The 24,423-nt window shown below is 64.1% G+C and carries 16 protein-coding genes and 2 pseudogenes; 14 read left to right on the plus strand and 4 right to left on the minus strand.

The annotated features are described in order from the left end of the window. Positions 1-137 precede the first annotated feature (137 nt). The 8 genes and pseudogenes from ACUSIJ_RS26975 to ACUSIJ_RS27010 form a co-directional block, all read left to right on the plus strand. Positions 138-1,093: pseudogene (locus tag ACUSIJ_RS26975) on the plus strand (extracellular solute-binding protein); the annotation flags it as partial. A gap of 52 nt (positions 1,094-1,145) precedes the next feature. Next, a pseudogene (locus ACUSIJ_RS26980) lies at positions 1,146-1,876 on the plus strand (SDR family oxidoreductase). Positions 1,877-1,958: 82 nt separating this feature from the next. Continuing rightward, positions 1,959-2,729 carry an enoyl-CoA hydratase/isomerase family protein gene (locus ACUSIJ_RS26985; RefSeq protein WP_449311516.1) on the plus strand — a complete coding sequence of 257 codons (771 nt, stop codon included), beginning with the start codon at positions 1,959-1,961 and terminating at the stop codon, positions 2,727-2,729. 522 nt (positions 2,730-3,251) lie between these two features. After that, positions 3,252-3,518 carry a hypothetical protein gene (locus ACUSIJ_RS26990; RefSeq protein WP_449311517.1) on the plus strand — a complete coding sequence of 89 codons (267 nt, stop codon included), beginning with the start codon at positions 3,252-3,254 and terminating at the stop codon, positions 3,516-3,518. Between the two features lie 76 nt (positions 3,519-3,594). Next, positions 3,595-9,129: a glutamate synthase-related protein gene (locus ACUSIJ_RS26995; RefSeq protein WP_449311518.1), complete on the plus strand. Its 5,535-nt coding sequence runs from the start codon at positions 3,595-3,597 to the stop codon at positions 9,127-9,129. A gap of 14 nt (positions 9,130-9,143) precedes the next feature. Next, the gene (locus ACUSIJ_RS27000) at positions 9,144-10,958 is read left to right on the plus strand and encodes a diflavin oxidoreductase (protein WP_449311519.1); all 1,815 of its coding nucleotides are present in this window, start codon (positions 9,144-9,146) and stop codon (positions 10,956-10,958) included. A gap of 116 nt (positions 10,959-11,074) precedes the next feature. Continuing rightward, on the plus strand, positions 11,075-12,049 hold the full coding sequence (locus tag ACUSIJ_RS27005) for a hypothetical protein (RefSeq protein WP_449311520.1): 975 nt from the start codon (positions 11,075-11,077) through the stop codon (positions 12,047-12,049). Between the two features lie 62 nt (positions 12,050-12,111). Then, a complete protein-coding gene (locus ACUSIJ_RS27010; protein ID WP_449311521.1) occupies positions 12,112-12,588 on the plus strand; it encodes a hypothetical protein in 477 nt (158 codons plus the stop codon). 120 nt (positions 12,589-12,708) lie between these two features. Here the strand turns inward: ACUSIJ_RS27010 and ACUSIJ_RS27015 are convergent, their stop codons facing one another. From ACUSIJ_RS27015 to ACUSIJ_RS27025, 3 genes are read right to left on the minus strand one after another with little or no spacing between them, the layout of a single operon-like run. Beyond that, positions 12,709-13,182 (minus strand): cupin domain-containing protein, encoded by a 474-nt coding sequence (locus ACUSIJ_RS27015; protein WP_449311522.1) that lies wholly within the window; start codon positions 13,180-13,182, stop codon positions 12,709-12,711. A 21-nt stretch (positions 13,183-13,203) separates the two neighbouring features. Beyond that, a complete protein-coding gene (locus tag ACUSIJ_RS27020) occupies positions 13,204-14,118 on the minus strand; it encodes a LysR substrate-binding domain-containing protein (RefSeq protein WP_449311523.1) in 915 nt (304 codons plus the stop codon). After that, positions 14,106-14,399 carry a hypothetical protein gene (locus ACUSIJ_RS27025; RefSeq protein WP_449311524.1) on the minus strand — a complete coding sequence of 98 codons (294 nt, stop codon included), beginning with the start codon at positions 14,397-14,399 and terminating at the stop codon, positions 14,106-14,108. Before ACUSIJ_RS27025 ends, ACUSIJ_RS27020 begins: the two co-directional genes overlap by 13 nt. A gap of 339 nt (positions 14,400-14,738) precedes the next feature. Here ACUSIJ_RS27025 and maiA point away from each other — a divergent pair, with 339 nt between their 5' ends. Continuing rightward, positions 14,739-15,365, plus strand: coding sequence for a maleylacetoacetate isomerase (gene maiA / locus ACUSIJ_RS27030; RefSeq protein WP_449311550.1), 627 nt, complete (start codon positions 14,739-14,741; stop codon positions 15,363-15,365). A gap of 13 nt (positions 15,366-15,378) precedes the next feature. Here maiA and ACUSIJ_RS27035 read toward each other — a convergent pair whose 3' ends face one another. Continuing rightward, a complete protein-coding gene (locus ACUSIJ_RS27035) occupies positions 15,379-16,500 on the minus strand; it encodes an LLM class flavin-dependent oxidoreductase (RefSeq protein WP_449311525.1) in 1,122 nt (373 codons plus the stop codon). A gap of 759 nt (positions 16,501-17,259) precedes the next feature. On the opposite strand from ACUSIJ_RS27035, the gene ACUSIJ_RS27040 reads away from it, so the two are divergent. The 5 genes from ACUSIJ_RS27040 (at position 17,260) to ACUSIJ_RS27060 (ending at position 24,422) form a co-directional block, all read left to right on the plus strand. After that, on the plus strand, positions 17,260-18,333 hold the full coding sequence (locus ACUSIJ_RS27040) for an LLM class flavin-dependent oxidoreductase (RefSeq protein ID WP_449311526.1): 1,074 nt from the start codon (positions 17,260-17,262) through the stop codon (positions 18,331-18,333). A gap of 50 nt (positions 18,334-18,383) precedes the next feature. After that, positions 18,384-20,558 carry a hydantoinase/oxoprolinase family protein gene (locus tag ACUSIJ_RS27045; protein ID WP_449311527.1) on the plus strand — a complete coding sequence of 725 codons (2,175 nt, stop codon included), beginning with the start codon at positions 18,384-18,386 and terminating at the stop codon, positions 20,556-20,558. Further along, positions 20,555-22,405, plus strand: coding sequence for a hydantoinase B/oxoprolinase family protein (locus tag ACUSIJ_RS27050; protein WP_449311528.1), 1,851 nt, complete (start codon positions 20,555-20,557; stop codon positions 22,403-22,405). Before ACUSIJ_RS27045 ends, ACUSIJ_RS27050 begins: the two co-directional genes overlap by 4 nt. Positions 22,406-22,425: 20 nt before the next feature. Continuing rightward, positions 22,426-23,613: an ABC transporter substrate-binding protein gene (locus ACUSIJ_RS27055; RefSeq protein WP_449311529.1), complete on the plus strand. Its 1,188-nt coding sequence runs from the start codon at positions 22,426-22,428 to the stop codon at positions 23,611-23,613. Between the two features lie 89 nt (positions 23,614-23,702). Then, positions 23,703-24,422 (plus strand): ABC transporter ATP-binding protein, encoded by a 720-nt coding sequence (locus tag ACUSIJ_RS27060; protein ID WP_449311530.1) that lies wholly within the window; start codon positions 23,703-23,705, stop codon positions 24,420-24,422. The last annotated feature ends 1 nt before the right edge of the window (position 24,423 follow it).

The raw sequence follows: 24,423 nt of genomic DNA on the forward strand, positions 1-24,423 counted from the left end.
CGCCGTAAACTCTATGTTGTTCCGGAGCTTGTCCAATTCGATGGATTAAACTGAATGCAGGCTGCCATAGGCACGGCGGCGAGGGATATTGCGTTTTATCGATAACGTCCCGAAGTTCGCCGGTTCGGCCGGGATCGGATCATCCGCATGTGGGCCAGGTCACGGCGGAGGAATGCCTGCTGCCTCTCGATGTGGCGGGGCGCGGGGCCGAGCGCGCGGCGTTGGAGGCGGCGACGGTCGGCCCGTCCTATCGCAGCTATTTCTGGCAGGGCCGCCAGTGGGCGTTCCCCATCGATGCCGCGACGCAGGTGATGGCCTGGCGGCCGGACCTGCTGCCGAAGGCGCCGGCGAGCTGGGACGAGGTCGTAGCCCTCGCCCGCGACGGCAAGGTGCTGCTGCCGCTGCGGTCGCCGCACGCGCTGATGACTTTCTTCACGCTGGCGGCCAATATCGGCCGGCCCTGCTCGACGCTACCGGGCAGGTTCGCGGATCCCGAGGCAGGTGCCCGCGTCTATGAGATGATGCGCGAACTGGCGGGGCATATCGATCCCGCCTGTTTCGACATGGACCCAATCGACGCTTCCGAGGCCATGGCGAAGCAGGACGCCGCGTGAGCCTGCATTCCCTACACCTACGGCTATGTCAGCTATGGGCGCGAAGGCTTTCGTCCGCGGCGTCTGGCCTTTGCCGACATTCCTGTCGCCGGCGCGTCGGGACCGGTCGGCGGCACGCTGGGCGGCACCGGCATCGCGGTATCGGCACGCACCGGCCATCCGGGGGAGGCGGTGGACTTCGCCTACTGGATCGCGTCGGAGGGCGTGCAGCGCGGTCCCTATGCCCACGCCGGCGGACAGCCGGGCCATGTGCGGCCGCCTGGGAAGACGACGCCGTCAACGCTGATACCGGCAATTTCTACCGCCTGACGCGCGCCACGCTCGAAGGTTCTTACCTGCGTCCGCGCCACGAGGGTTACATGGCGTTTCAGGCGGCCGCATCCAGCCGCATCAGCGATGGATTGAGGGCGCGGCGGGCCACGGCGGCCGTCCTTTCCGACCTCGAAGCCCTTTTCCAAAAGAGCTTCGCGGGCAAGTAGGCGTCTCGCGGGCCGGTGTCCGGGCCGCCAGGGCAGTTGAAAGGGGATATACATGGTATATGTGGGAACTCTCGCAAACAAGGTCACGCTGGTGACCGCAGCAGGACAGGGCATCGGCCGCGCTATCGCAGAAGCGTTCGCCGTCCGTGGCGCAAAGGTCTGGGCGACCGATCTGAACGAGAATGCGCTCGCGGGTCTCGATGTGGAGCGCCGCTGCGGGCTCGACGCCCGTGACGACGGGGCGGTCAGGGAACTGATCGCCGAGATCGGAACCGTCGACATCCTCGTCAACGCGGTCGGCTTCGTTCACAACGGCACCATTCTGGAATGCACCGAGGACGATCTCGACTTCGCTTTCGACGTGAACGTGAAGTCGATGATGCGGACCATCTCCGCGGCGCTTCCCGGAATGCTCGCGCGCGGGGACGGCTGCATCATCAACATCGCGTCCGTGGCGGGCAGCATCAAGGGCGTTCCGAGCCGCTTCGCCTATGGCGCCACGAAGGCGGCCGTCATCGGCCTGACCAAGTCGGTCGCCGTCGACTACGTCACCCAGGGCATCCGCTGCAACGCGATCTGCCCCGGTACGGTCGAGAGCCCGTCGCTCGAACAGCGGCTGCGGGCGCTCGGCGACTACGAGAAGGCGCGTGCCGCCTTCATCGCGCGCCAGCCGATAGGGCGCATCGGACGTGCGGCGGAGATCGCCGACCTCGCCGTCTATCGGCGGGCGCGACCTACACGACCGGCCAGACGCACATCATCGACGGCGGTTGGGTGAACTGATGCCGGCGGGGCGCCGTCCGTCCGCGCCGGCTTGTCATGCATCCGGGTTGTCCCCGCGTGCTCCTGTTTCGGGAAGGTTGCAATGAGCGAGAATATCAATTTCAGGGTCGACGGGCATGTCGCGACGATCACGCTGGACCGACCTGCCAAGCTGAATGCCATGACGCCGGAAATGATCGAGGGATTGCTTGCGGTCGTGGCGGAATGCAACGTCAGCAACACCATCCGCTGCGTGATCCTGACGGGGGCGGGCGAGAAGTCTTTCTGCGCGGGGTCGGACATTCGCGAACTCGACACGTACGATACACCGTGGAATTTCCGCAATCGCCCCGACTATTGCGATGCGATCCGCAAGCTGCTCAAGCCGACCATCGCGGCCGTGAAAGGATATGCCTTCGGTGGCGGCCTCGAAATGTCGATGAGCTGCGACATCCGCATCGCCTCGCCGAACGCGCGCTTCGCCTCGCCGGAAATCAAGCTCGGCTGGATCGGCGGTGGTGGCATGGCGGCCTTCCTCACGCATTCGGCCGGCGCCTCCAACGCCGCCCTTATGCTGCTCACCGGGGAGCCGGTCGACGCTGGCCGGGCGCTGCAATGGGGCCTGGTCAGCGAGGTCGTGGAACAGGAGAAGCTCGTGCCGCGCGCACGCGAGCTTGCCGGGATCATCGCCTCGCGCGCGCCGATCGCGGCCGAGACCGCCAAGCTCAACCTGCGCGCCGCGCATACGATGCCGCTGGAGAAGGCCATCGAATACGAACGTGACCTGCAGACCATCTGCTTCGCCACCGAGGATGCGCATGAAGGCCGCAGGGCATTCGCCGAAAAACGCGCGCCCGTGTTTCATCGCAAGTAGGAAACGGGAACCGACTATGCGTCGCGGGAGAGGCATAGTTCCGGATATCGCTGTCCCGGCCGGGGCGCGTCGATCAGGGCGTGCTTCGAGCAAGCATGTTTCAGGCAAGGCAGGTTTCGGCCCGGGCAATCCGTGGGATCGGGCATCGCCTGCATCCGGCGGGGGAAGACGCATCGCGTCAGTGCCGGTGCGACGGCGGGCAGCGCGTTGTCTTCGCACGCCGCTGTCCCTGCCGCCTCAACAAAATGGAACGGAAGCAGGCATTGTCTTGCCCGGTTGGTTTCCAGGAACGTCCAGTTGATTAGAATTTATATTATGTAAATCTGTGCCAACCGTAGAATATAATTATCGTAAAATAGACTTGTGTGTTATTTATATATTGCATGTCAGCCTTGGGTAATATAAATATCCGCCTCCGTGATGTACGACGGAGCGTATGCTGACGCTCTTCAGGACGATCAGGCGTCCCGGTTCCTGTCATCTGGCAGAGGAAGGGAACGTTGCAACCGCCGGAGGCAATCAGTGATCATGGACACTGATGGCCGCTGGCTGCTGGAATGTACTTCCATCGCATCCGTGCCACCATGTTTCGGAGAACTGGCCGTGAATACCGGATCCGTCGAGATGCAGGCGATTGCGGCGATGATGCCGTGGATCCTGCTCGCCGTCACGGCCGGCGTTCCGCCTCCCGCCTGCGCGGTGGTTTCCGGGCCGCGTGCAGCCCGAAAACCGCGACGAGCAGCGAATGCGGGGAGGCGACGCGGCGATCTTTCGGGAATGGCCGGATAGCGTCAGGCGGATTGTGCGCCTCCTCGGCGTAGTGCCCGGCCCTTGGGCCGGCTGTCGATGAGGAGGGAGACAATCGATGAATCAGGTGGATCGATCCTGCGGCCTGTATGACGATACGGTCGAAAAGAACAATTGCGGCGTCGGCTTCATCACCCGCAAGGACGGACAGCAGACCCACGAGGTCATCCGGCTGGCGGACGAGGCGCTGTGCGCGGTGCCGCATCGCGGCGGCATGTCGGCGGAGGGCGTGGGCGATGGCGCAGGGGTATCGATCGACGTGTCGCTTGCCTTCTTTCGCAAGCTGACGGGACGTGCCGATCTCGAACCGGGGCTGTTCGGAATCGGCAACTTCTTCTGGCCGCGAGGCGGCGAGGCGCAGCGGCGGGCGGTCGATCTCGTTTCCGCCGTATTGCGCGACGAGGGGCTCGGCATCGTGCTGGTGCGCGACGTGCCGGTGAATGACGATGCGTTGCGGCCAGCGGCCGTCCGCTTCCAGTTGCCGATCCGTCAATGGGTTTTCATGGCGCCGCCGGAGATGTCGCAGGCCGCTTTCGACCTGACGATCTACCGTGCGCTGCAGGCCATCGAGGCGCAAGCGTTCACCGATTCCGGGCTTGGCGAACTCTATCCGTTGTCGCTGTCAGCGCGCACGCAGGTGTTGAAGGGCCGCCTGAACTCGAATGAGGTCATCCCCTATTTCCGTGACCTCGCAGACCCGGATCACGGGGTGCGCAGCCTGTTCTTCCATACCCGCTTTTCCACCAATACCGATCCGCATCCGAGCATGGCGCAGCCTTTCCGGCTGATGGCGCACAACGGTGAGCTGAACACGGACAAGAAGAACCGCCTGTCCGAGGCCGCCGTAGTGCGCGCCCGCAACGGCCGCATCGTCCGCCCCAGGGGCCAGTCCGACAGCTGCCGTTTCGACCAGACCCTGCACGGCCGGCTGATGGACGACGCGCTCGATCTGGTCACGGCTGTCGTGTCCATGATGCCACCCGCGTGGGAGAACAACGGGGATCTCGACCCCGACGTGCGGGCGATGCTCGAATACTTCTCGCTCTACGAGGAGAAGAACGACGGCCCGGCGGCGCTGATCTTCGGCAACGGCGACATCATCGGCGCACGCCTCGACCGCCTCGGCCTGCGGCCGCTGCGCACGGTGGAGACGGCGGACTATCTGTGCGTGATGTCGGAAGCGGGGCAGATCGGCTTTCCGCCGGAGACCGTCATCCACCGCGGGCGGATCGAGGCGGGCGGCATGCTCTATTTCGACCATCGCGAGGGGCGGGCGTTTGGCACCGACGAAGCCCTGCGGCGGATCGCGGCACGGCGTGACTACAAGGCGTTGGTTGCGGCCGCGCGGGTCAATATCGAGGATCTGCCGGCCATCCCGGCCGAGCGGCAGGGCTCGCCCCTGCGCTACAACGGCGATTTCAAGCGCTGTCAGCGCTACGTCGCCTATGCCCACAACCAGGAAAGCTTCCGCTTCCTGATGGACCCCATGCTGGAGACCGGCGCGGAGAAGGTGTCGGCCATGGGCTACGGCAACGCCATCAACGCCCTGTCCGACCAGGAGGGCGGCGTCGCCAAGTACTTCTCGCAGCGTTTCGCCCAGGTCACGAACCCGCCCCTCGACAGCCTGCGCGAAGCCGACGGCATGACGATGCGCGTGGCGCTCGGCGCCAAGGCGGGTGTCGGCGGTGCGGCCTCGCGGCAAATCGTCATTCGTTCGCCGCTGCTGTCGCATCTGGAGATGCTGCAACTCAGGGAGCAGAAGCTGACGCCGTTCAGGAAATTCGAGCTCCTGTACGGGCCGGTGTTCGGCGACGCGGCTGCCAATGCGCGGGCGCTGGAGGAGGCCATCGACGTCCTTTGCCGGGATGTCGCTGATTTCGCGCACGAACAAGGCGGCATCGCCGTGCTGTCCGACAGGCACGTATCGCGCGAGCGAGCCGTGCTGCCGCTGACCATCGCGATTTCCGCCGTCAACCAGAGGCTGATCGACGAGGGGCTGCGGCTGCGCATTTCCGTCATCGCGGAGAGCGGCCAGATTGCCTCCGCCCACCATGTCGCGACGGCGCTGGGCTTCGGCGCATCCGCTGTCTATCCGCTGGGGGTGCAGCTGCGCGCCGAGGAGAAGTTCGGTGAGGAGGGTGCGGACAAGGCGTTCGGCAAGTTCGTCAAGGCGGCCGAGAAGTCGCTGATGAAGACGATGGGCAAGGTTGGGCTCTGCACGGTCGAGAGCTATATCGGTGGTGAGTTCTTCGAGCCGAACTTCCTCGATACGAACGATCCCGTGCTGCGCCGCTACTTCCCCAACATGAAGACTCCGGTCGGTGGCGTCGGCTTCGAGACCATCGCTCAGGCGGTGGCCGACTGGCACGAGCGGGCATCGCTCGTGCACAAAGAAAGCGACATTCCGCTGCTCGGCCTCTTCAAGGAACGCAACGATGGGGCGGGCCATTCCTTCGGCACGGTGGCGGTGCGCGGCTTCGTCGACATGACCGAGGAGCGCATCAGCCGCCCGGGTGCAGCCGGGGAGGATGCCGATATCCTGCGTCTGCTGCCGCTCAACCGCATGGAGGACGCGTTCGGTGTCGACGAGACCGCCTATCGCGAGACGAGCTTCGAGCAATTGTCTCCCGAGGCCATCGACAATTTCCGCATCACGCCGGGCTATCGTGCCTTCAGCCGCATGATGGCGCAGGAGCGCGCCCGGCGTCCGGCGGCGCTGCGCGATGTGCTGGCCTTCCCCGCCGATGTGACCTGCCTCAACCATGCCGAGGATTTCCGGCGCGAGATGGGACGCTTCTCGCGCAGGGGCAACAACGGTTTCCAGGTGCGCGGACTCGCATGCCGCCGCACGGCAGAGGACGAGTTCCGCCTGCGGCTGACGGCCGTGCCCGACGCGGTGGCCGGCGCCCTCAGCGCCGCCGCCAACGACGTCGGCCGCCTGACGGCGATGGGGCAGTCGCTGCTGCTGCGCTTCGGCGAGGACATCACCGGCCACTGGCTGGAGGAAGGGGAGCTCGTCCTGCGCGCCACGGGCGAGGCGCGTGGCTATCTCGCGCTTCTGCGCCGCGCGCCGGACAGCATTCCCCTTGAGGACGTGCAGCGGGCGAGCGAGATCACGCGCCAGTTCGCCTCCGGTGCGATGAGCCACGGCGCGTTGAACGCGCCGGCGCACGAGGCGGTCGCCCACGGCACCAACATGGTGGGCGGCCTGTCGAACTCCGGCGAGGGGGGCGAGCACATCTCCCGCTACGGCACCATCCGCGCCTCACGCATCAAGCAGTTCGCCTCGGGCCGCTTCGGCGTGTGGGCGGGCTATCTGGCCGATCCGATGCTGGAGGAGCTGGAGATCAAGATCGGGCAGGGCGCCAAGCCCGGCGAGGGCGGCCAGCTGCCGGCCAAGAAGGTGACGGTCGAGATTGCCGCCGCGCGCGGCGGCACGCCGGGCGTGGAGCTCGTGTCGCCGCCGCCACATCACGACACCTACTCAATCGAGGATCTCGCGCAGCTCATCCACGACTGCAAGGCGGCGAGGGTGCGGGTGATCGTCAAGCTGGTGTCGTCCGAGGGCGTCGGCACCATCGCGGTCGGCGTGGCGAAGGCGGGCGCGGATGTCATCAACGTCGCGGGCAACACCGGCGGCACGGGTGCTGCCGCCGTCACCAGCCTCAAGTACACCGGTCGTGTGGCCGAGATCGGCGTCGCGGAGGTGCATCAGGCGCTGTGCGCCAACGGCCTGCGCCAGAAGGTGACGCTGCGCTGCTCCGGCGCGCATCAGACGGCGAGCGACGTGGTCAAGTCCGCGCTGCTCGGCGGGGACAGCTTCGAGTTCGGCACGGCGGCGCTGATGATGCTCAAGTGCGTCATGGCCAAGAACTGCAACATCAAGTGCCCAGCCGGGCTCACCACCAATTCCGAGCTGTTCGACGGCGATCCGCGCGCGCTGGCGCAATATCTGGTGAACGTCGCCCACGAGACGCGCGAAATCCTCGCGACGCTCGGCCTGCGGTCGCTGCGCGAGGCGCGCGGGAGGTCGGACCTGCTCCACCTGCTTGACCATCCGGCGAGCGTCGGCCAGCTTGATCTGCGCGCCATGCTGACGGTGGCCGATGCAACGCCCGTCTCCGACCCGGTCTACATGGAGGCGGACTATTCGCGCGATGATGACTGGTTCCGGCAGGTGCACGCGGCGCTGGTCGACGGGCGGGAATTGACCGTCGAAATCGGCGGCGGGCATCTCGGCAACCGCAACAAGAGCATCGGTGGCCAGCTTGCGGTCGATATCGAGCGGCTGCTCAACCACACGCTGACAGAGGCGAATGCGCGGGCGCTGCCGTCCGTCATCATCGATGATCGGGGCCGGCGCTTCCTTGACGGCCGCAGCGTCACCATCGAGACGACCGGCTCGGCGGGGCAGTCCTACGGTGCGTTCTGCAATGACGGCATGGTGATGCGTCATACCGGCACCTGCAACGACGGCGTCGGCAAGGGTGCCTGCGGGGGCGTCATCGCGGTGCGGTCGCCGGGCGGCGGCTCGCGCGATGCGGGTGGCAATGTGCTGATCGGCAATTTCGCCCTGTTCGGGGCCACCGGCGGGCGCACCTTCATCGAGGGGCAGGCGGGTGACCGCTTCGCCGTGCGGAACTCCGGCGCCACGGCGGTCGTGGAAGGCGTCGGCGATTTCTGCTGCGAGTACATGACGAATGGTGCGGTGCTCAATCTGGGCGCTTTCGGTGCGGGCTTCGGCAACGGCATGAGCGGCGGATTCGTCTACCAGTACGACCCCTACGGCGACCTGCCGAAGAAAGTCAGCGCCGACAGCCTGCTGCTGTTTCCCATTGCCGGCGATGACGAGGCGTCGGTGATCCATGCGGACGCGGTGCATCGGTTGCTGGAGTGGCACCTGGCCGAGACCGGCTCGCACCGCGCCGCCTGGTTGCTGGCGAACTGGGAGGCCGAAAAGCGCAATTTCGTCTACGGCCTGCCGGTCTCCCTGCTGCAATATCAGGATTGCGACGCCATCCTCGCCGCGAAGTCGCGCAAGGATCTGCTGGAGGAGTTCTCCGAGGCGCTGGCGGGCCATCAGCTGCGCAAGTTCAAGCTGGCCTTCCGCGACCGCAGACCGGTGCTCGGTGGCGTAGCGCCGGAATACGGCCATACCGACACCAGCGACATGTACGCGCTGCTCAACAACTACACCGTCCTCAACGCGGCGCGGCAGCTCGCCGCCGCACGGCTGAAGCAGGAAGGCAAGGCCGCCCCGGGCGATGCCGAGATCGGCGAGGCCATGCGCAAGCTGGTGCTGACCGAGGATTTCGCCCTGATGCAGAAGCTCCAGCGCCATGCCCGGGAGGCGCTGCAGGACTATGAGGACATGGCGCTCTCCGCGCTCGTCGCAAGCAAGCGGCTCGGCGACTACAAGGAGGCGCTGGCGCGGCGCAACGTCATTTCGATGGACAGCCCTGGCACCTACGGCTGGATCCTGTACCAGAACGCCAGAAACATCGAGCGCCTCGGCCGTCTGCCCGACTTCGAGGAACTTTTCGCACGGGCGGCCCTGCCTGAGATCGTCGCCAGCGCGAACCAGCACGGTTAAGGAGGCATGTCATCATGAAGATCCCCTACATTCCCGATGACGCGCCCTTCAGCTCCGAGCAGCGGGCGTGGCTCGCGGGCTTCCTGGCGGGGCTCAACTCGCGGCTGGCGCTGGAGACCGGTCCTGCCGCGCACGTCCCCGCCGCTACGGTCGCGGCCGCGCAGGCGCCGGCGCGCAAGGTACACGTCCTTTACGGCAGCCAGACCGGCAACGCGGAATCGGTGGCGGAGAGCGCGGTCAACGCCGCGCGCAAGCGGGGGCTGGAGCCCGTGCTGCTTGCGCTCGACGAGGTCGACCTCGCGCAGTTCGCCGCCATGGAGCATGTGCTCGTCGTCGTCTCCACCTATGGCGAGGGCGAGATGCCGGATAACGCCGGCCTGTTCTGGGCGGCACTGTCTGCGGATGCCGCACCGAGGCTGGAGGGCATGACCTATGCCGTGCTTGCGCTCGGCGACAGGGCCTATGACGGCTTCTGCGAGGCCGGCAAGCTGGTCGACCTGCGGCTCGAACAGCTTGGCGCGACGCGGGCAGCGGCGCGCGTCGATTGCGACGTCGACTACGACAAGCCCGCCTATGACTGGATCGCGACCACGCTTCCGCTGTTCGTGCCGGGCGGGCAGGAGCAGGACGCCTTTGCCGCCGCGCCGGCGCAGGAAGTCTCCCCCGCCAGCGCGAAGGCCGCGTGGAGCCGCAGAAGACCGTATCCCGCGCGCCTTGCCGTCAACCGCCGGCTGTCCGGCGAGTCTTCGGGCAAGGACATCCGCCACTACGAGCTGGATCTCGGTGACAGCGGCATCTCCTACGAGGCGGGGGATGCGCTCGGTGTGATGCCGGTGAACGACGCCGCGCTCGTCGCGCTGCTGCTGGAACGCCTCGGTCGCAGCCCCGACACGCCGGTAGCGAATGTGGACCGGCCGCTGGGCGAGCTGCTGGCGAGGGGACTCGAAATCGCCACGCCGGCGAAGGATCTCATCGCCCATGTCGCCGCTCATGCGTCGGGGGCGCAGGGCGAGGTGCTGCGGGAAAGCTGGCACGCGGCGGAGGCGGGTGAGCGCGCGGCGCTCGATGCCTTCCTCTGGGGCAAGGATGTTCTCGACCTGCTGAACGTCGATCCCGCCTTGCCGCTCGATGCGGACACGTTCGCCGGACTGCTGCGGCCGTTGCAGCATCGCGCCTATTCCATCTCGTCAAGCCCGCTGCTGCATTCCGATCGCGTCCATCTGACGATCTCGACGGTGCACTGGTCCCAGCCCGTCGGGAAGGACGATGGCCGGGCGCGCGGAGGGGTGTGCTCGTCATGGCTCGCCGGACTGGCCGACGGAAACGGCGGCGTAGGTATCTTCCTGCAGCAGAACAAGGCATTCCGCCCGCCTGCCGCTGACGACGCCCCGATGATCATGGTCGGTCCCGGCACCGGTATCGCTCCCTTTCGCGCCTTTCTCCAGCACCGGCAGGCGAGGGGCGCCCAAGGCCGCAACTGGCTGTTCTTCGGCGATCAGCGCCGGGCAAGCGATTTTCTCTACGAGAACGAACTCGTCGCCTGGAGCGCCGGCGGCCTGCTGACGCGCCTTGATCTCGCCTTCTCGCGCGATCAGGCGGAGAAGGTCTACGTGCAGCACCGCATGCACGAGAATGGCCGCGATCTGTTCGACTGGCTGGAGCAGGGGGGCCATTTCTATGTCTGCGGCGATGCGGGACGCATGGCGAAGGACGTCGACCGTGCGCTGCACGAGATCATCGCGAAGCATGGCGACCGTTCCGTGGAGGAAGCGACGGACTACGTGAACACGCTCAGGAAGGAAAAGCGTTACCTGCGCGATGTCTACTGAGAAAACACCTCAACCCGGACGACCGGTCCCGGACTGCTTCGCGGCCCGTGGCCCGCGCGTCTTCGTCTAGCCGGTTGCAAACCGCGGCGGACGTTCCAGACCTTGGCGAGCTTTTCATGTCGTATCGTTGCCCTTACGGAAGTGATTGCGAGAATGGCGTATCGAGTGACCTGCAGGCGATCGTGACCGCGCCGGGCTTTCGCGGGGAACGTGTCGCGGCCGATCCCGCCGGGGTGATCGCCACCTTGCCGTCCGTCGATCTCGCCGTGGCGGTGACGCTCAATCCCTGCGTGGTGATGACGCATATCGGCCCCTACGACTGGCCGATGGCGGCGGGCGACGCGCTGCGCTTCGCCGAGGGGCGCACGGCACTGCGCTTCATGGCGGCGAATGTCGACACGGTCATGATGATCGACGGTGCATCCATGGGGCGCATGCCGCACTCCTTGCAGCTCTTCTCGTCCGAGGGCACGGTGCTGCACCGCGCGTTCCTGTCCTCGCTCACGGGTGCGGCCGGATACCGCGACCTGCGCCTGCGGCTGGCGTCCTCCGTGCCCGCGCCCTCCACCTCCCGCCCGGGTGAGGGCGGAACAGGGGCGTGCGGCGGCGAGTGCGATCCGCGTCTGCTCGAATCCTGCGATCTGGCGGGACATCTCGACAGCCTGTTCGTCAACCATGGGGTTTCGCGCCGGATGGCCCTGCCCATGTTGTCCGGAGCCCGGAGGGTGCGTTTCGAGGCGGTCTACGATGCCCTGTCACTGATGACGCAGGCGAGGATGCCGGTAACGCAGGCGGCCTGCAACGCCGGCATGGTGCAGCTCCACCGGGGCATGCTGGAGCGCATGCGCTATTCCGGCAACATCCTGTTGTTGACAGCGGGCAAGTGCACCACCTCGATCGATCTCGACCAGATCGAGGAAATCTGGCTGTCGCCCGTCCGGCAGGGAACGGAAACCCGTTACCTTCTGGAAATCTACGACTGGCGCTATCACTGCGTTCACGCGATGATCGACGCTGGCGAGGAACAGGCGTGGGCGCGTGATGCCTGGAACCGGATCATGGCATCCCTGATATCGGCCGGGCATGTATGACCTCGCGACGATCGCGCCGCGGCGCATCGTTGCAACACCGATGCCGGAGGGGGGGGGACGCCATGACGGTTGCAGCCATTGGCGAATGCGTGCTCAAACTCTCGTCCACGGGCGGGAAGGCGTTCGAGCTCTCCTTCGGCGGCGATACGCTGAACACGGCCGTCTACCTGGCCCCGCTCGGCATTCCGGTCGACTATGTGACGGCGCTCGGTGCTGTGCGCGCCCTCACGTCGACTGTCGGCAAGACGGCGAGGTCGGGAGCGATCCTGGCGATCGCTTGCAACCGGTCGGCCAGCCAGGTCATTGCCACAAGGTCGGTGACACCCACGCGCAGCGGGCTCCGGACCTTCGATCATGTCCGGGGCGGCTTCGACGATTCGCCTGCGGACCAGCAGTGCCTCCTTCGCCAGGCGCAGGATTTCCTCACCGCGCGGCGTCGGGGAGATCTGCCGCGGGCCGCGGTGGAGGAGCGAAACGCCGAGCGTCGTCTCGATTCCTTCACCGGCTTGGCGATTGCGGATTGCGTCGCGTTGGGATGAGCGGCAGCGGCTGCAAAGGGCCTAAGACAGATTGTCAGTAGAGTGCCTCGACCTGTTTGATGAAAATCTCGGTGGCAGGTCACCACCGATCTGGCGGCTTTGGTTGCGAGCCCTCGACGGTCATCCCTGGTGGATCGGATCAATCCACGCGACTTCTTCCGGCTTTTCGACCGGCTCGATATCGAGATTGACGACGACGGCTTCGCCGTCGCTCCGTACCAGCACGCATTCCAGCTCCTCGTCGGGACTGGCATTGATTTCCTGATGGGGAACGTAGGGCGGCACATAGATAAAATCGCCGGCGCCCGCCTCCGCGACGAACTCCAGGCTTTCCCCCCAACGCAGGCGGGCCCGGCCCTTGATGACGTAGATCACGCTCTCAAGCGGACCGTGATGGTGTGCGCCCGTCTTGGCGTTGGGATGGATCGTGACCGTGCCTGCCCAGAGCTTCTGGGCACCCACACGAGCGAAGTTGATGGCCGCGCGGCGATCCATGCCCGGCGTTTGTGCCGTATTGGGGTCGAGGCTGCCTGCCGGAATGACACGTACGCCGTCATGTTTCCAATCGGTGGTCTTGTGGTGATCTTCTGCCATGATTCACTCTCCTTCTGCTTCCTACGCCGTTTCCTTCGGTAGTTTCGTCTTAACCGGAAGCGGCAGAACCTGTTCCTTGAGACTGACGATAAACTGCTCCACCAGCGGCGACGTGACGGAACTGGCCTGCAGGCACAGGTTCGTCTCACCGAGCGGCGGCAAGCTGTATTGTTCCGGGTCGAGAATCCGCATGCCGGGCGGCACGCCCTCCGACGTGCGGATGGTGATGCCGAGACCGGCCCTGACCGCAGCCCACAGGCTTGCAAGGCTCTGGCTCGTGAAAGATAGCCGCCAGTTCTGTCCCTGTTTCTCAAGAGCCGCCGTGCCCTTGCTGCGAAACATGCAGGGAGCGCCCATCAGAACGAGGGGAATCGGGTTGTCGAACAACGACGATAACGCTGCCTTGTCGTCCGGCCCTACCCAGACGATCGGAAGGTTCGCGACAACCTGATAGGGTGGATGGGTCATCGAAGGGGTCGTATCCCGCCAGAAAAGGGCGACATCCAGCGCGCCAGTCGACAGGTCCTCCAGCAAGGTCGCATTGCGGTCGACCCGTGCTTCGACCGTGACGTTAGGGCGATGGCGCGAGAATCGGCCAAGCAGTCCGGGCAACCAGGTTTCCGCCACGTCCGGCGGCATGCCGACGCGCAGATAGCCTTCGATGTTCCCCTGGTTGATGACGCCGATCGCCTCGTCGTTGAGTTCGAGCAGACGCACCGCGTAGCGATAGAGCGTCTCGCCTTCATCCGTCAGTACCAGTTTGCGGCCCTCCCTGCGGAACAACGCCTTGCCGCATTGCGTTTCCAGCTTACGCAATTGCAGGCTGATCGCAGACTGGGAGCGTCCGACATTCTCGGCGGCGCGCGCCGAACTCCCCAGATTGACGCCAGCGACGAAGCTACGCAGTACGTGCATATCGAGGTTTACGAGTGGCATGACTTTCTTTGATCCTCCTGTGCAGAGGCCAATCCGTCCACCGTCACGGAGACGAGGAGCCTGCCCGGAATAGGAATGCCGGTCATGTGGATTTTTCGCCCGGAGAACCGCCCGGAGCCGTTTGCGTTACCGGCCGCCCGGGTGGCCCGGCAGGCGAGAAACTCGACCACCGGATGACGGCGAGGCTTCTGCGCGGACGGGATCGCTCCCGGTGCATCCGCGCCGTGCGGCTGAAATACGTTCTTCGCCAAATTCAACCCGACGATGCCATCTTTGGGCATGGACGCCTCCGTTCGAGGGATGATCAACGACACCATTTTTGCACAGTGATGCCGTCAGAGTGGCCGCCCTGCCAATCTATTAAATGAATATAATTTATCAATTTAAAAGTTTTTTTTGATCTATTGAGAAAAACTCATGCGCGGAATGGTCCGAGGCTGCACCGCCTGGGCACACCTCGTCCTCCTGTTGGGAACGGCTGTATGCTTAACCCGTGAGTTTCGCTGAAGCTTTCCTCCAGAATTACAAATTTGACCATGAAAAACCGGCGTCCTAGTCATTGTAGCCGGGACGTCCAGCCAGTAGCGACACGCTCGGAAACGCAGGAAATGATGGTCATGATGAAGCTTTACGACAACGACAGATCATCCGCCGCCTACCGCGTCCGTATCGCTCTTCACCTGAAGGGGCTCGACCCAGAACGGAATATGATCGTCATTCATGGCTCCCAGGCCGAAAATCGGACACCCGCCTATGCCAGCATCAATCCGCAGCGCCTCGTGCCCGCGCTCGGTGTGGAAGACGGTTCGACCCTCACGCAGTCTCTTGCAATCATCGAGTATATCGACGAGCTCCACCCCGAACCGATCCTGCTGCCGAGCGCCCCGTTGGCAAAAGCGCGGGCGCGGGCTATCGCGCTGACCGCTGCATGCGATATCCATCCCTTCGGCACACCGCGTGTTGCAGCCTATCTCACTGATAACAAGGATTTTTCAGAGGATGACGTGCGCAGCTGGGTGCGCCACTGGATTCGGGAAGGGCTGGACTCCCTGGAGGTGCTGATCGCAGCCCACCGTAACGGTACTTTCGCAATTGGCGACGTTCCGACCATCGCGGACATCTTTTTAGTGCCTCAGGCGCTCGTTGCCGAACGGCTCGGCCTCGAACTCGACACCTGGCTGAATATTGCGGAAATCGTTCGCCGCTGCCGCCTTTTGCCCGCATTCCGCGAAACGGAGCCGGTTTGAAGCAGCGCACTGTTCATCGACCATCCGGTATATCGCTGGAACGCATTGTCGGCGCCGGTCCTCCGGACACCCCACGTTTGCCGATCAGCGCGCGCACCCGCGGCAGGAGTTCCCGGCCATATTCGATCGCATCCTCAAGGGGATCGAATCCCCGGATCAGGAAAGTGGTGATGCCTATATCGTAGTAGTCCAGCAACGCATCCGCCACCTGGTCCGGGGTCCCGACCAAGGCGGTCGTGTTGCCAGACGCGCCGGTGATGGCAGCCATTTCGGTCCACAGGCGCTTGTCGAGCCGAGTCCCCTTCGTGGCGGCTTCGAGTAGACGCCTTGACCCTTCCGCCTCTGGCGCTCTGGGGGACGGATCCAGACCGGCCGCTTTCCTTATCGCTTTCGCCCGGGCAAGAAACTCCTGTGCCCGCGCCCAGGCGGCATCTTCCGTTTCCGCGAGAATCGGGCGCAGTGAAACGCTGAAGCGCACCTGCCGATGATGCAGGGCGGCCGCCTCCCGCACGCGGCCGATGAGTTCGCGCGCCTGGTCAAGCGTCTCGCCCCAGAGCGCAAAGACATCGGCATGCCTGCCGGCCACCGCGATGGCATCATGCGAGGCGCCGCCGAAATAGATCGGGATATTCCGCTGATAGGGAGCCGGCACCACCGATGCGCCCTCTAAATGATAGAATTCGCCTTGGTGATGGACCGGCGCATCTTCCGACCAGATCCTTTTCAGGACGCCGATATATTCGTCGGTCCGGCGGTAGCGGTCGGCTTTCGGGAGCCAGTCGCCGTCACGCCGCTGATCGGCATCGGAACCGCCGGTAATGACATGGAGCGCAACGCGGCCCCGGGTAATATGGTCGAGCGTCGCGAATTTGCGCGCGATGACGGGGGGCGCTGCAAAGCCGGGACGATGGGCGATGAGCACGCCCGCCTTCTTGGTGTGCGAGGCTGCAAGCTGACCAAGCAGAAAGCCATCGGGACCGTTGCTGTAATAGCCCACCAGGATCCGGTCGAACCCACTCTCATCGTGCGCGACGGCACTCCTGCGGACGTAGTCCAGATCGATGACTGTTGCGTCGGAAGGATAGATTTCGGAACTAAGCTTCGGCTGGATCATGCCGATGAATTCTATGGACATGCAACTTTCCCTCTATGCGGGCAAGTCTGGCGCGCGCGGCCATGCCGCCCCCTCTGGCCGGATACCCATCGCGTACGATTTTGCCTTCAGACGGCCAGGCTGGCGAAACGCTGCCATCAGCTTCATGACGGAGGAGGTCGACATGCCAAAGGGGCCACCGCCGCACGCCGCGACCCGCCACCGTCGATCAACCGCGCAATGCGCTGCCGACGATCAAGCGGATACGACCGGGGCATCATAGATCACCTCCCACGGAAGTGAATCGCGAAAACCTCAAGAGACGAATGCCAATCATTTCATTCAGAACGCATGCTGTTCCAAAGGCCATCAGCAGTCCGCGGTTTGTGCCTGGAGTTGGAAATTTTGCCTGAATGCCAGTGGGTTGGTGCCGGAACGCAAGTATCGACGGCACAAAGCTCCTTAACATCCGATCGGATTTCATCTCATCCAGACCCTATCTAAAAGCCTCTAGGGTGAGAGTTTCTTGCCAGATCTCGAATTAGAGCTGTAGCTATGGCTAATCGATGAAATATTCAATTTTATATTTTCAAACTCTTCATTGAGAAAAACGCAACATTCGCCCCATTGACTTTAAAAAAAATAATTTCTATAGCCTAAGTAATATTTGTTTTTTAGCAGTGAGTTGCTGGAGTTATGGGCAATGACGGTGCGGACAAAACGCCATGGACTGTCAGTCCGCCCGAAGCCGGATGTTGTCTGTCGCGGTGAGGCAAACCTGCCATTCACCGGGAGGCCGTCGTGACCGGCGCAGGTATCCGTTTCGGGGTCTGGGCGCCGGTGCATGGCCCGCGTGCAGCCTTGAATGATCCCCAGGAGCCGTTCAACGCCTCGTGGGAGCACAACAAGGCCGTTGTTCTCGAAGCCGAAGATCTCGGCTTCGATTCCGTGCTCATAGCCCAACACACCGTCAACCCCCATCTGCCGGACCACGACCAGCTCGAAACCTGGACCGCTGCGGCGGCACTGGCGGCGCTTACCCGTCGCATCGAGATCATAGCGGCGATCAAGCCCTATATTTTCCATCCTGTCTTTCTCGCGAAAATGGCGCTTCAGATCGAGAACATCAGCGCCGGACGTTTCGCGTTCAATCTCGTCAATGCCTGGAACAGCCAGGAATTCGAGCAAGCCGGCATCGCCTTCGGCGAACATGACGAGCGCTATGCCTACGGCCGCGAGTGGATTTCCATCGTGTCCCGGCTTGTCGCCGGACAGACCGTTTCGCATGATGGGCCACATTTCACCATCGCCGATTACAAGCTTACGCCGAAGGATCTTTATCGGCCCCGGCCCCTGATCTACATAGGCGGCGAGTCAGAGCCCGCCCGCGCCCTGGCCGCCGAGCAGGCTGACGTATGGTTCATCAACGGGCAGCCTCTCGCAAACGTCGCGGCGCTTATCTCCGATCTGCGGCGTCGGCCGCGCAACGGCACACCCCTGCGTTTCGGCCTGTCGGCTTTCGTCATCGCACGCGAAACCGAAGCGGAAGCGCAAGACGCCCACGAGCGGCTGATCGCCCTCGCATCGCAGGGCAATGTCCATGCATTGCAGGGCCGCCACGCCGACCCGAAGGCCGTGATGTTCAAGACCATGGCGCATTCGCCGCGGATCGGAACCAACGGCGGGACGGCTGCGGGCCTGGTCGGCTCCTACGATCGGGTAAGCGAGCGCATCCTCGCATTCCATGCGGCAGGGATCGAGCTGTTCATGCTCCAGTTCCAGCCGCTTCGGGCCGAGCTTCGGCGTTTCGCGGACAATATCATCCCACGCGTGCGCGTGGCGGAAGGGAACGCCGTCGTCAGCCGCCGTTCCTGATGCCTGATCTTTCCTATCCAGCATTCGGCCCAGAGCTCAGATAGTTCACGATGACTTCGTTGCCCCAGATCACCGAACAGACAGGAGAAGCGCATTCCAGCGCCTCGTTCCGCTTTTCCGCAGATACCGGCGGGACATTCACCGATCTCATCGTCGAGAGCGCCGCCGGCGCGCTGCAATTGTTCAAGGCGCCCACCGATCCCGTCGCGCCCGTGCGCGGCATCCTGGCAGCCTTCGATCTCGCGGCCACGGCCTTCGGTCTCGACCGCGGGGAACTGCTCGCCCAAGGGCGAACCTTCGTGCACGGCACGACTCATGCCATCAATGCAGTCGTCACCCGCAAGACGGCGAAGACGGCTCTGCTCGTCACGGCCGGCCATCCCGACATTCTCGTCCTTCGCGAAGGCGGCAGGCTTGAGCCGTTCAATCATACGGTGCGGTTCCCGCCTCCTTACATACCACGCGCGTGGACGTTCGAGGTGGCGGAACGGATACTGGCGGATGGCACGGTGTTCGACCCGCTGGGCGAAATCTCGCTCGTAGAACTGCTGCGGACGTTACGGGCGCGCGAGGTGGAAGCGATCGCCGTTTCCCTGCTCTGGTCCGTGATCAACCCTGTCCATGAGCTGCGGGTCGGGCGACTTATCGAGGAGCACCTGCCGGGCGTGCCCTACACGCTCTCGCATCAGCTCAATCCCAGCATCCGCGAGTATCGCCGCTCCGTAGCCACCGCCATCGACGCCTCGCTGAAACCGTTGATGAATCGCTACCTGACGAATCTCGAATCCGAGATGCGGCAGGCAGGCTTCCGCGGGCAGCTCTGGCTCGTGACCTCGCAAGGCTCCATGGTGGATGTCGCTACGCTGCGCCAATCTCCCATCCTCGCGTTGAAATCCGGCCCGTCGATGGCGCCCCTCGCGGGTAAGTGGATAGCGCGCAAGGAAGCGGACGAACGGGACACCGTCATCTTCGACACCGGCGGGACCACCTTCGACGTCTCGCTCGTCCGGGACGGACGGATTCCCTACACGCAGGAAACCTGGCTCGGCCGGCCTTATCAGAGCGACATGACCGGCTTTCCCTCGGTCGACGTGCGCAGCGTGGGCGCAGGGGGCGGAAGCATCGCCTGGGTAGATACCGGCGGGGTTCTTCACGTCGGGCCGCAAAGTGCCGGCTCCGTCCCGGGGCCGGCCTGCTACGGGAAGGGAGGCGTCCTGCCCACCGTCACCGATGCGGCGGTCGTGCTCGGCTTCATCGATCCCGGCTTCTTCCTCGGCGGAAGGATAACGCTCGATCCCGTCGCCGCCAGAGCGGTAATCGAAGAACACGTCGCCCGACCGCTGAATCTTTCCCTCGAAGACGCCGCGTCATCGATCCTTTCGGTCTGGACCGAAAACATGGTGCAGGCAATCAACGACATCACGATCAACCAGGGCATCGATACCGCCAGCGCCGTGCTGGTCGCCGGCGGCGGGGCAGCCGGGCTGAACGCCGTGGCCATCGCCAGGCGGCTTGCCAGCACCATCACAATCATTCCGACCGTCGCGGCGGGGCTCAGCGCGGCCGGGGCCATCGTGAGCGACATCGGCCGCGATTTCCGGCGTGTCTTCGTCACAAGCTCGAAGCAGCTCGACAGAGACAGGATTCGCGAAACCCTGGCGTATCTCGAGGAGCGCGCGCGCTCCTTCGCCTCGCAATCCGGCGCCGCGGAAGGCTCCTATGCCGAAGATTACGTGATCGAGGCCCGCTATGCCCATCAGGTCTGGGAAATAGACGTACCCATCGCGCCGCAGGCGATTCTCGGCAACGACGGCGAGCGTCTCCTTGCCGAAGCCTTCCATCGCACGCACGAGCGCGTCTTCGGGTTCCGCGATGAACGCTCTACGGTCGAGATCATCGCCTGGCGCGTCTCCGTCAGGCTGATCCGGCACGACGAGGTGGAGCTACGCCTGCAAAGCCGGGCCGCACCACGCGAATCTGGCGAACGGCAAGTCTATTTCGCGGGACACGGATGGATCGACGCCCGAATCCTGTCCTTCGACGGCATGGATGCAAGCGAGGATGTTCGCGGGCCGGCGATCATCGAGTCCGCCTTCACATCAGCCGTCATAGATTCCGGAGCCACGGCGACGCGTACCCTGGACGGCAACCTGATCGTGCGTTTTGATGCGAATGGCGCGTGGTCGCCCGCGAATTCCGACAATTCCGGGAGCAACGACAGATGACCTCGAAATCAGCTCTCAATGGCGCCCAGCTTTCGATCCTCATCAACCGGATCGAGGGCATCGCACGTAAGATGACAAACACGCTCTACCGCACCGGCAGGTCAGGCGTGCTAAACCGCGCCAGGGACTTCTCCTGCTGCATACTGACCGCCGGCGATGAACTGCTGGCAACGGCCGACAGCCTGCCCATCCACGTCCTGGCGGGCCCGGAGCTCATGTCGCGCTACATGAAGGAGGTCCACCCCGATCTGAAGTCCGGCGACGCATTCCTGCACAACTCTCCCTATCACGGCAGTTCGCATCCGGCCGACCACGGCATCCTCGTGCCCGTCGTGGATGAAGACGGCAAGCACCGCTTCACGATTCTCGTCAAGGCGCACCAGGCGGACTGCGGAAACTCGTTGCCGACGACCTACATGGGTGCGGCCGTCGACGTCTATAACGAGGGTGCGCTGATTTTCCCCGCCGTCAAGGTGCAGAGCGATTATCGCAACATCGACGACATCATCCGGCTTTGCGAGATGCGAATCCGTGTTCCCGAGCAGTGGCACGGGGATTTTCTGGCGATGACGGGTGCCGCCCGCATCGGCGAACAGGAGATCCTGCTGCTCGGCCGGGAATTGGGATGGGACCTGCTTTCCGGCTTCGCCACGCAATGGCTGGATTACAGCGAAGTCCTGATGACGGAACGGTTGAGCCAGTTTCCCGCCGGAACGACATTCGGAGACAGCGCCCATGACCCCATTCCCGGCACGCCGGAAGAAGGTGTGCGCATCGTGGCGAGGGTAGAGAGCCTGCCCGAGGAAGGGCGGATCCGCGTCGACCTGAGAGACAATATCGATGCCTTGCCGTGTGGGCTGAACCTGTCGGAGGGATGCGCGAGAACCGCGACCCTGATCGCCATATTCAATACGGTGGGCGGCGATGTTCCACGCAATGCCGGAAGCTTCCGCAGAGTAGACATCCTGCTGCGCGAGGGCAGCGTCGCGGGTATCGCGAAGCATCCGACAAGCTGCTCGGTCGCAACGACCAACGTAGCCGACAGAGTGACGAATGCGGTTTCCCTTGCGCTCTCCAAACTCGGATCGGGCTTCGGGTCGGGCGAGTTCGGAGGCTCGCAGGCACCTGCCTCCTCGGTCATTTCCGGCATAGATCCGCGAACGGGCGAGCCCTTCGTCAATCAGCTCTTCCTCGGCTCGACGGTCGGCGCGGCGACATCGTTCGGGGATGCGTGGCTCACCTACCTGTGCGCTGGAAACGGCGGCATGTGCTTTCTCGACAGCGTGGAAGTGGACGAGCTCTACCATCCGATCGTCGTGTGGAAACGCGCGCTGGTGAAAGATAGCGAGGGAGCAGGCCGGTATCGCGGCGCGAGTGGCCTCGTCGTGGAATACGGGCCGTTGGCCGGCGATGTCGAGCTGGGCTATGTCAGCGACGGCAATGTCAACGCCCCCCGCGGTGCCGATGGCGGAGGTGCGGGGGCCTCGGCCAACCAGTGGCTGCGCGATGCGGACGGTCAGCTGCACCCGCTGGCGGCCTGCGCGCAGATCGTTCTCAAGCCCGGAGAAAGAATTGTCTCGCTCTGCTGCGGCGGCGGCGGTTACGGCACCCCTCTCGAGCGACCGGCCGAACTTGTGTCCTTGGACCTCGCCGAGGGATGGATCAGCGCGCCGAGGGCGCGCGACGTCTACGGCGTCGTGATCGCAGCCGACGGCCATGTCCTTTCGGAAGAGACGCGAGCCAGAAGGCATGCGCTTTTGACCGGCACACAACCGGAGAAACCCGAAGATCATCTCCACGGGTTTCGTCTTCAGAAACCAGATTCCCACAAGGAGATACCAGAATGACGACAGGAAACAGAATGGACATGGTGCGACGCTTGGCCGGCATATTGGCCGTGGCGGGCATCATGCTCTCGCTTCCGGCTCAAGGCCAATCAGAAGACGAGGTCGTGATCGGTGCTGCGACCTCGCTGAGCGGCTGGATGGGGCCGTTCGACCAGGACCCGACTCGTGCTGCCGAACTCGCCGTCCGGGATATCAACGAGGCGGGCGGCCTGCTCGGCAAGAAGATCCGGCTCGAACACATCGACACCAAAACCGATCCGGCGCTGACTTCAAAAGCCGCTCAGGAACTGATCAACAAGGGGGCCAAGCTGCTCGTCCTGGCGTGCGACTTCGATCTCGGCGCGCCAGCCGGGCTCGTGGCCCAGAATGCCGGCGTGATCGCGATCTCCACCTGCGGAGCCGATTTCAAGTACGGCAACCATACGATCGGCAGCAACGTCTTTTCCCTTGCCACGGATGCCGCCGCAACCGGCAGCGCTCTCGCTGACTGGGGCACGCGCAAGAAGGGATGGAAGAAGGCCTACATCCTCCTCGATACGTTCATCGAATACGACAAGTCCCTGTGTGCAGGCTTCAAGGCGAAATGGGAAGAGCTGAACGGCGAGGGCAGCATTGTTCTCGAGGATACGTTCAGAAACGCCGACGTCTCCGTCGCCTCGCAGATTTCCCGCTACAAGGCGAACGGCGAGGAAGCCGATGCGATCATCCTTTGCAGCGTGCCTCCGGGGCTTGCGAGCACCATCAAGCAGTACCGCGACGCGGGCATCGACCTGCCGATACTGGCAGGAACCGGCGGAGCCGGCGATGCCTGGCATTCGGCAGTGCCCAATCTTTCCGACTACTACTTCCTGAATTATGCCGCTGACCGCGGCATAACGGACCCGAATCCCGAGACGGAAAAGTTCCTGGCGCGCTTCGAGAAGGAATTCGGAGAGCGGCCGGCGCTCGGACATGCCGTGACCGGCTACGGTGTCGTTCAGGCGTGGGCGAACGCCGTTCGCGCGGCCGGCTCGTTCGAAACCGACAAGGTGCGCGAGCAGCTGCAGTCCTTCACCGACGAGCCCTTGCTCGCCGGCCTGACGACCTTCACCGACAAGCAGCACATCGTTACCGACCGGCCAATGCTGTTCATCGGCTTCAGCGAAGGAAAGGGCGAAGCGCTCGGCTACTACGATCCCCGCAAGGGCGACTTCGTAACGTGGTGGTAAGTTCACCCCTCATGCGGCAGCCTCTCTGGCGATGGAGCCGGCAATCGGCCGGCTCCGTCACTCGGCCGGCAAGATAGGGAACTCCCCTGGTGAGCGAGATATTGTCTACCGAAGCGGTCAGTGTCCAGTTCCAGGGATTGAAGGCTCTTGACAATGTTTCCTTGAGGCTGCGAAGGGGAGAAATCCTTGGTCTGCTGGGACCGAATGGCGCGGGCAAGACGACGCTGGTCAATGTTCTCAGCGGCTTTCAGCCGCCGACGCAGGGCCATGTCCAGCTCGACGGGCAGCCATTGCGGCCATCGGGACCCGAATTTTTCGCGCGCTCCGGAATCGCCCGCACATTCCAGTCGGTCCGTCTCTTTCCGCGGCTGAGCGTTCTCGAAAACGTTCAGGTCGCGGCTCTGCTGCATCATTCCGGCCGTGCGCAATCCATTCGCAAGGCGCGCGAAGCGATTGCCTTTGTGGGTCTGTCCCACGTGGAAGGCCGTCCATCGGCGGAACTTCCCTATGCCCAGGAGCGTCTGATCGGCATCGCACGGGCACTCGCGCTGGAGCCCGACTTCCTGCTCCTCGACGAGCCGGCGGCTGGAATGCAGGATGTGGAGAGCGGCAAGCTCATCGAGCTGATCCGGGCGATACCGGGCACGTTCAACTGCGGCATTCTCCTCATCGAGCATAACCTGCAAGTCATCATGGAATGCTGCCCGTCTCTGCATGTCCTGCAGGAGGGCAGAACCCTCACCAATGGCACTCAGGACGATGTGCGCCGCGATCCTTTGGTGATAGAAGCATACCTGGGTGTGTCATGAC

This window comes from Pseudochelatococcus sp. B33 (assembly GCF_053570585.1).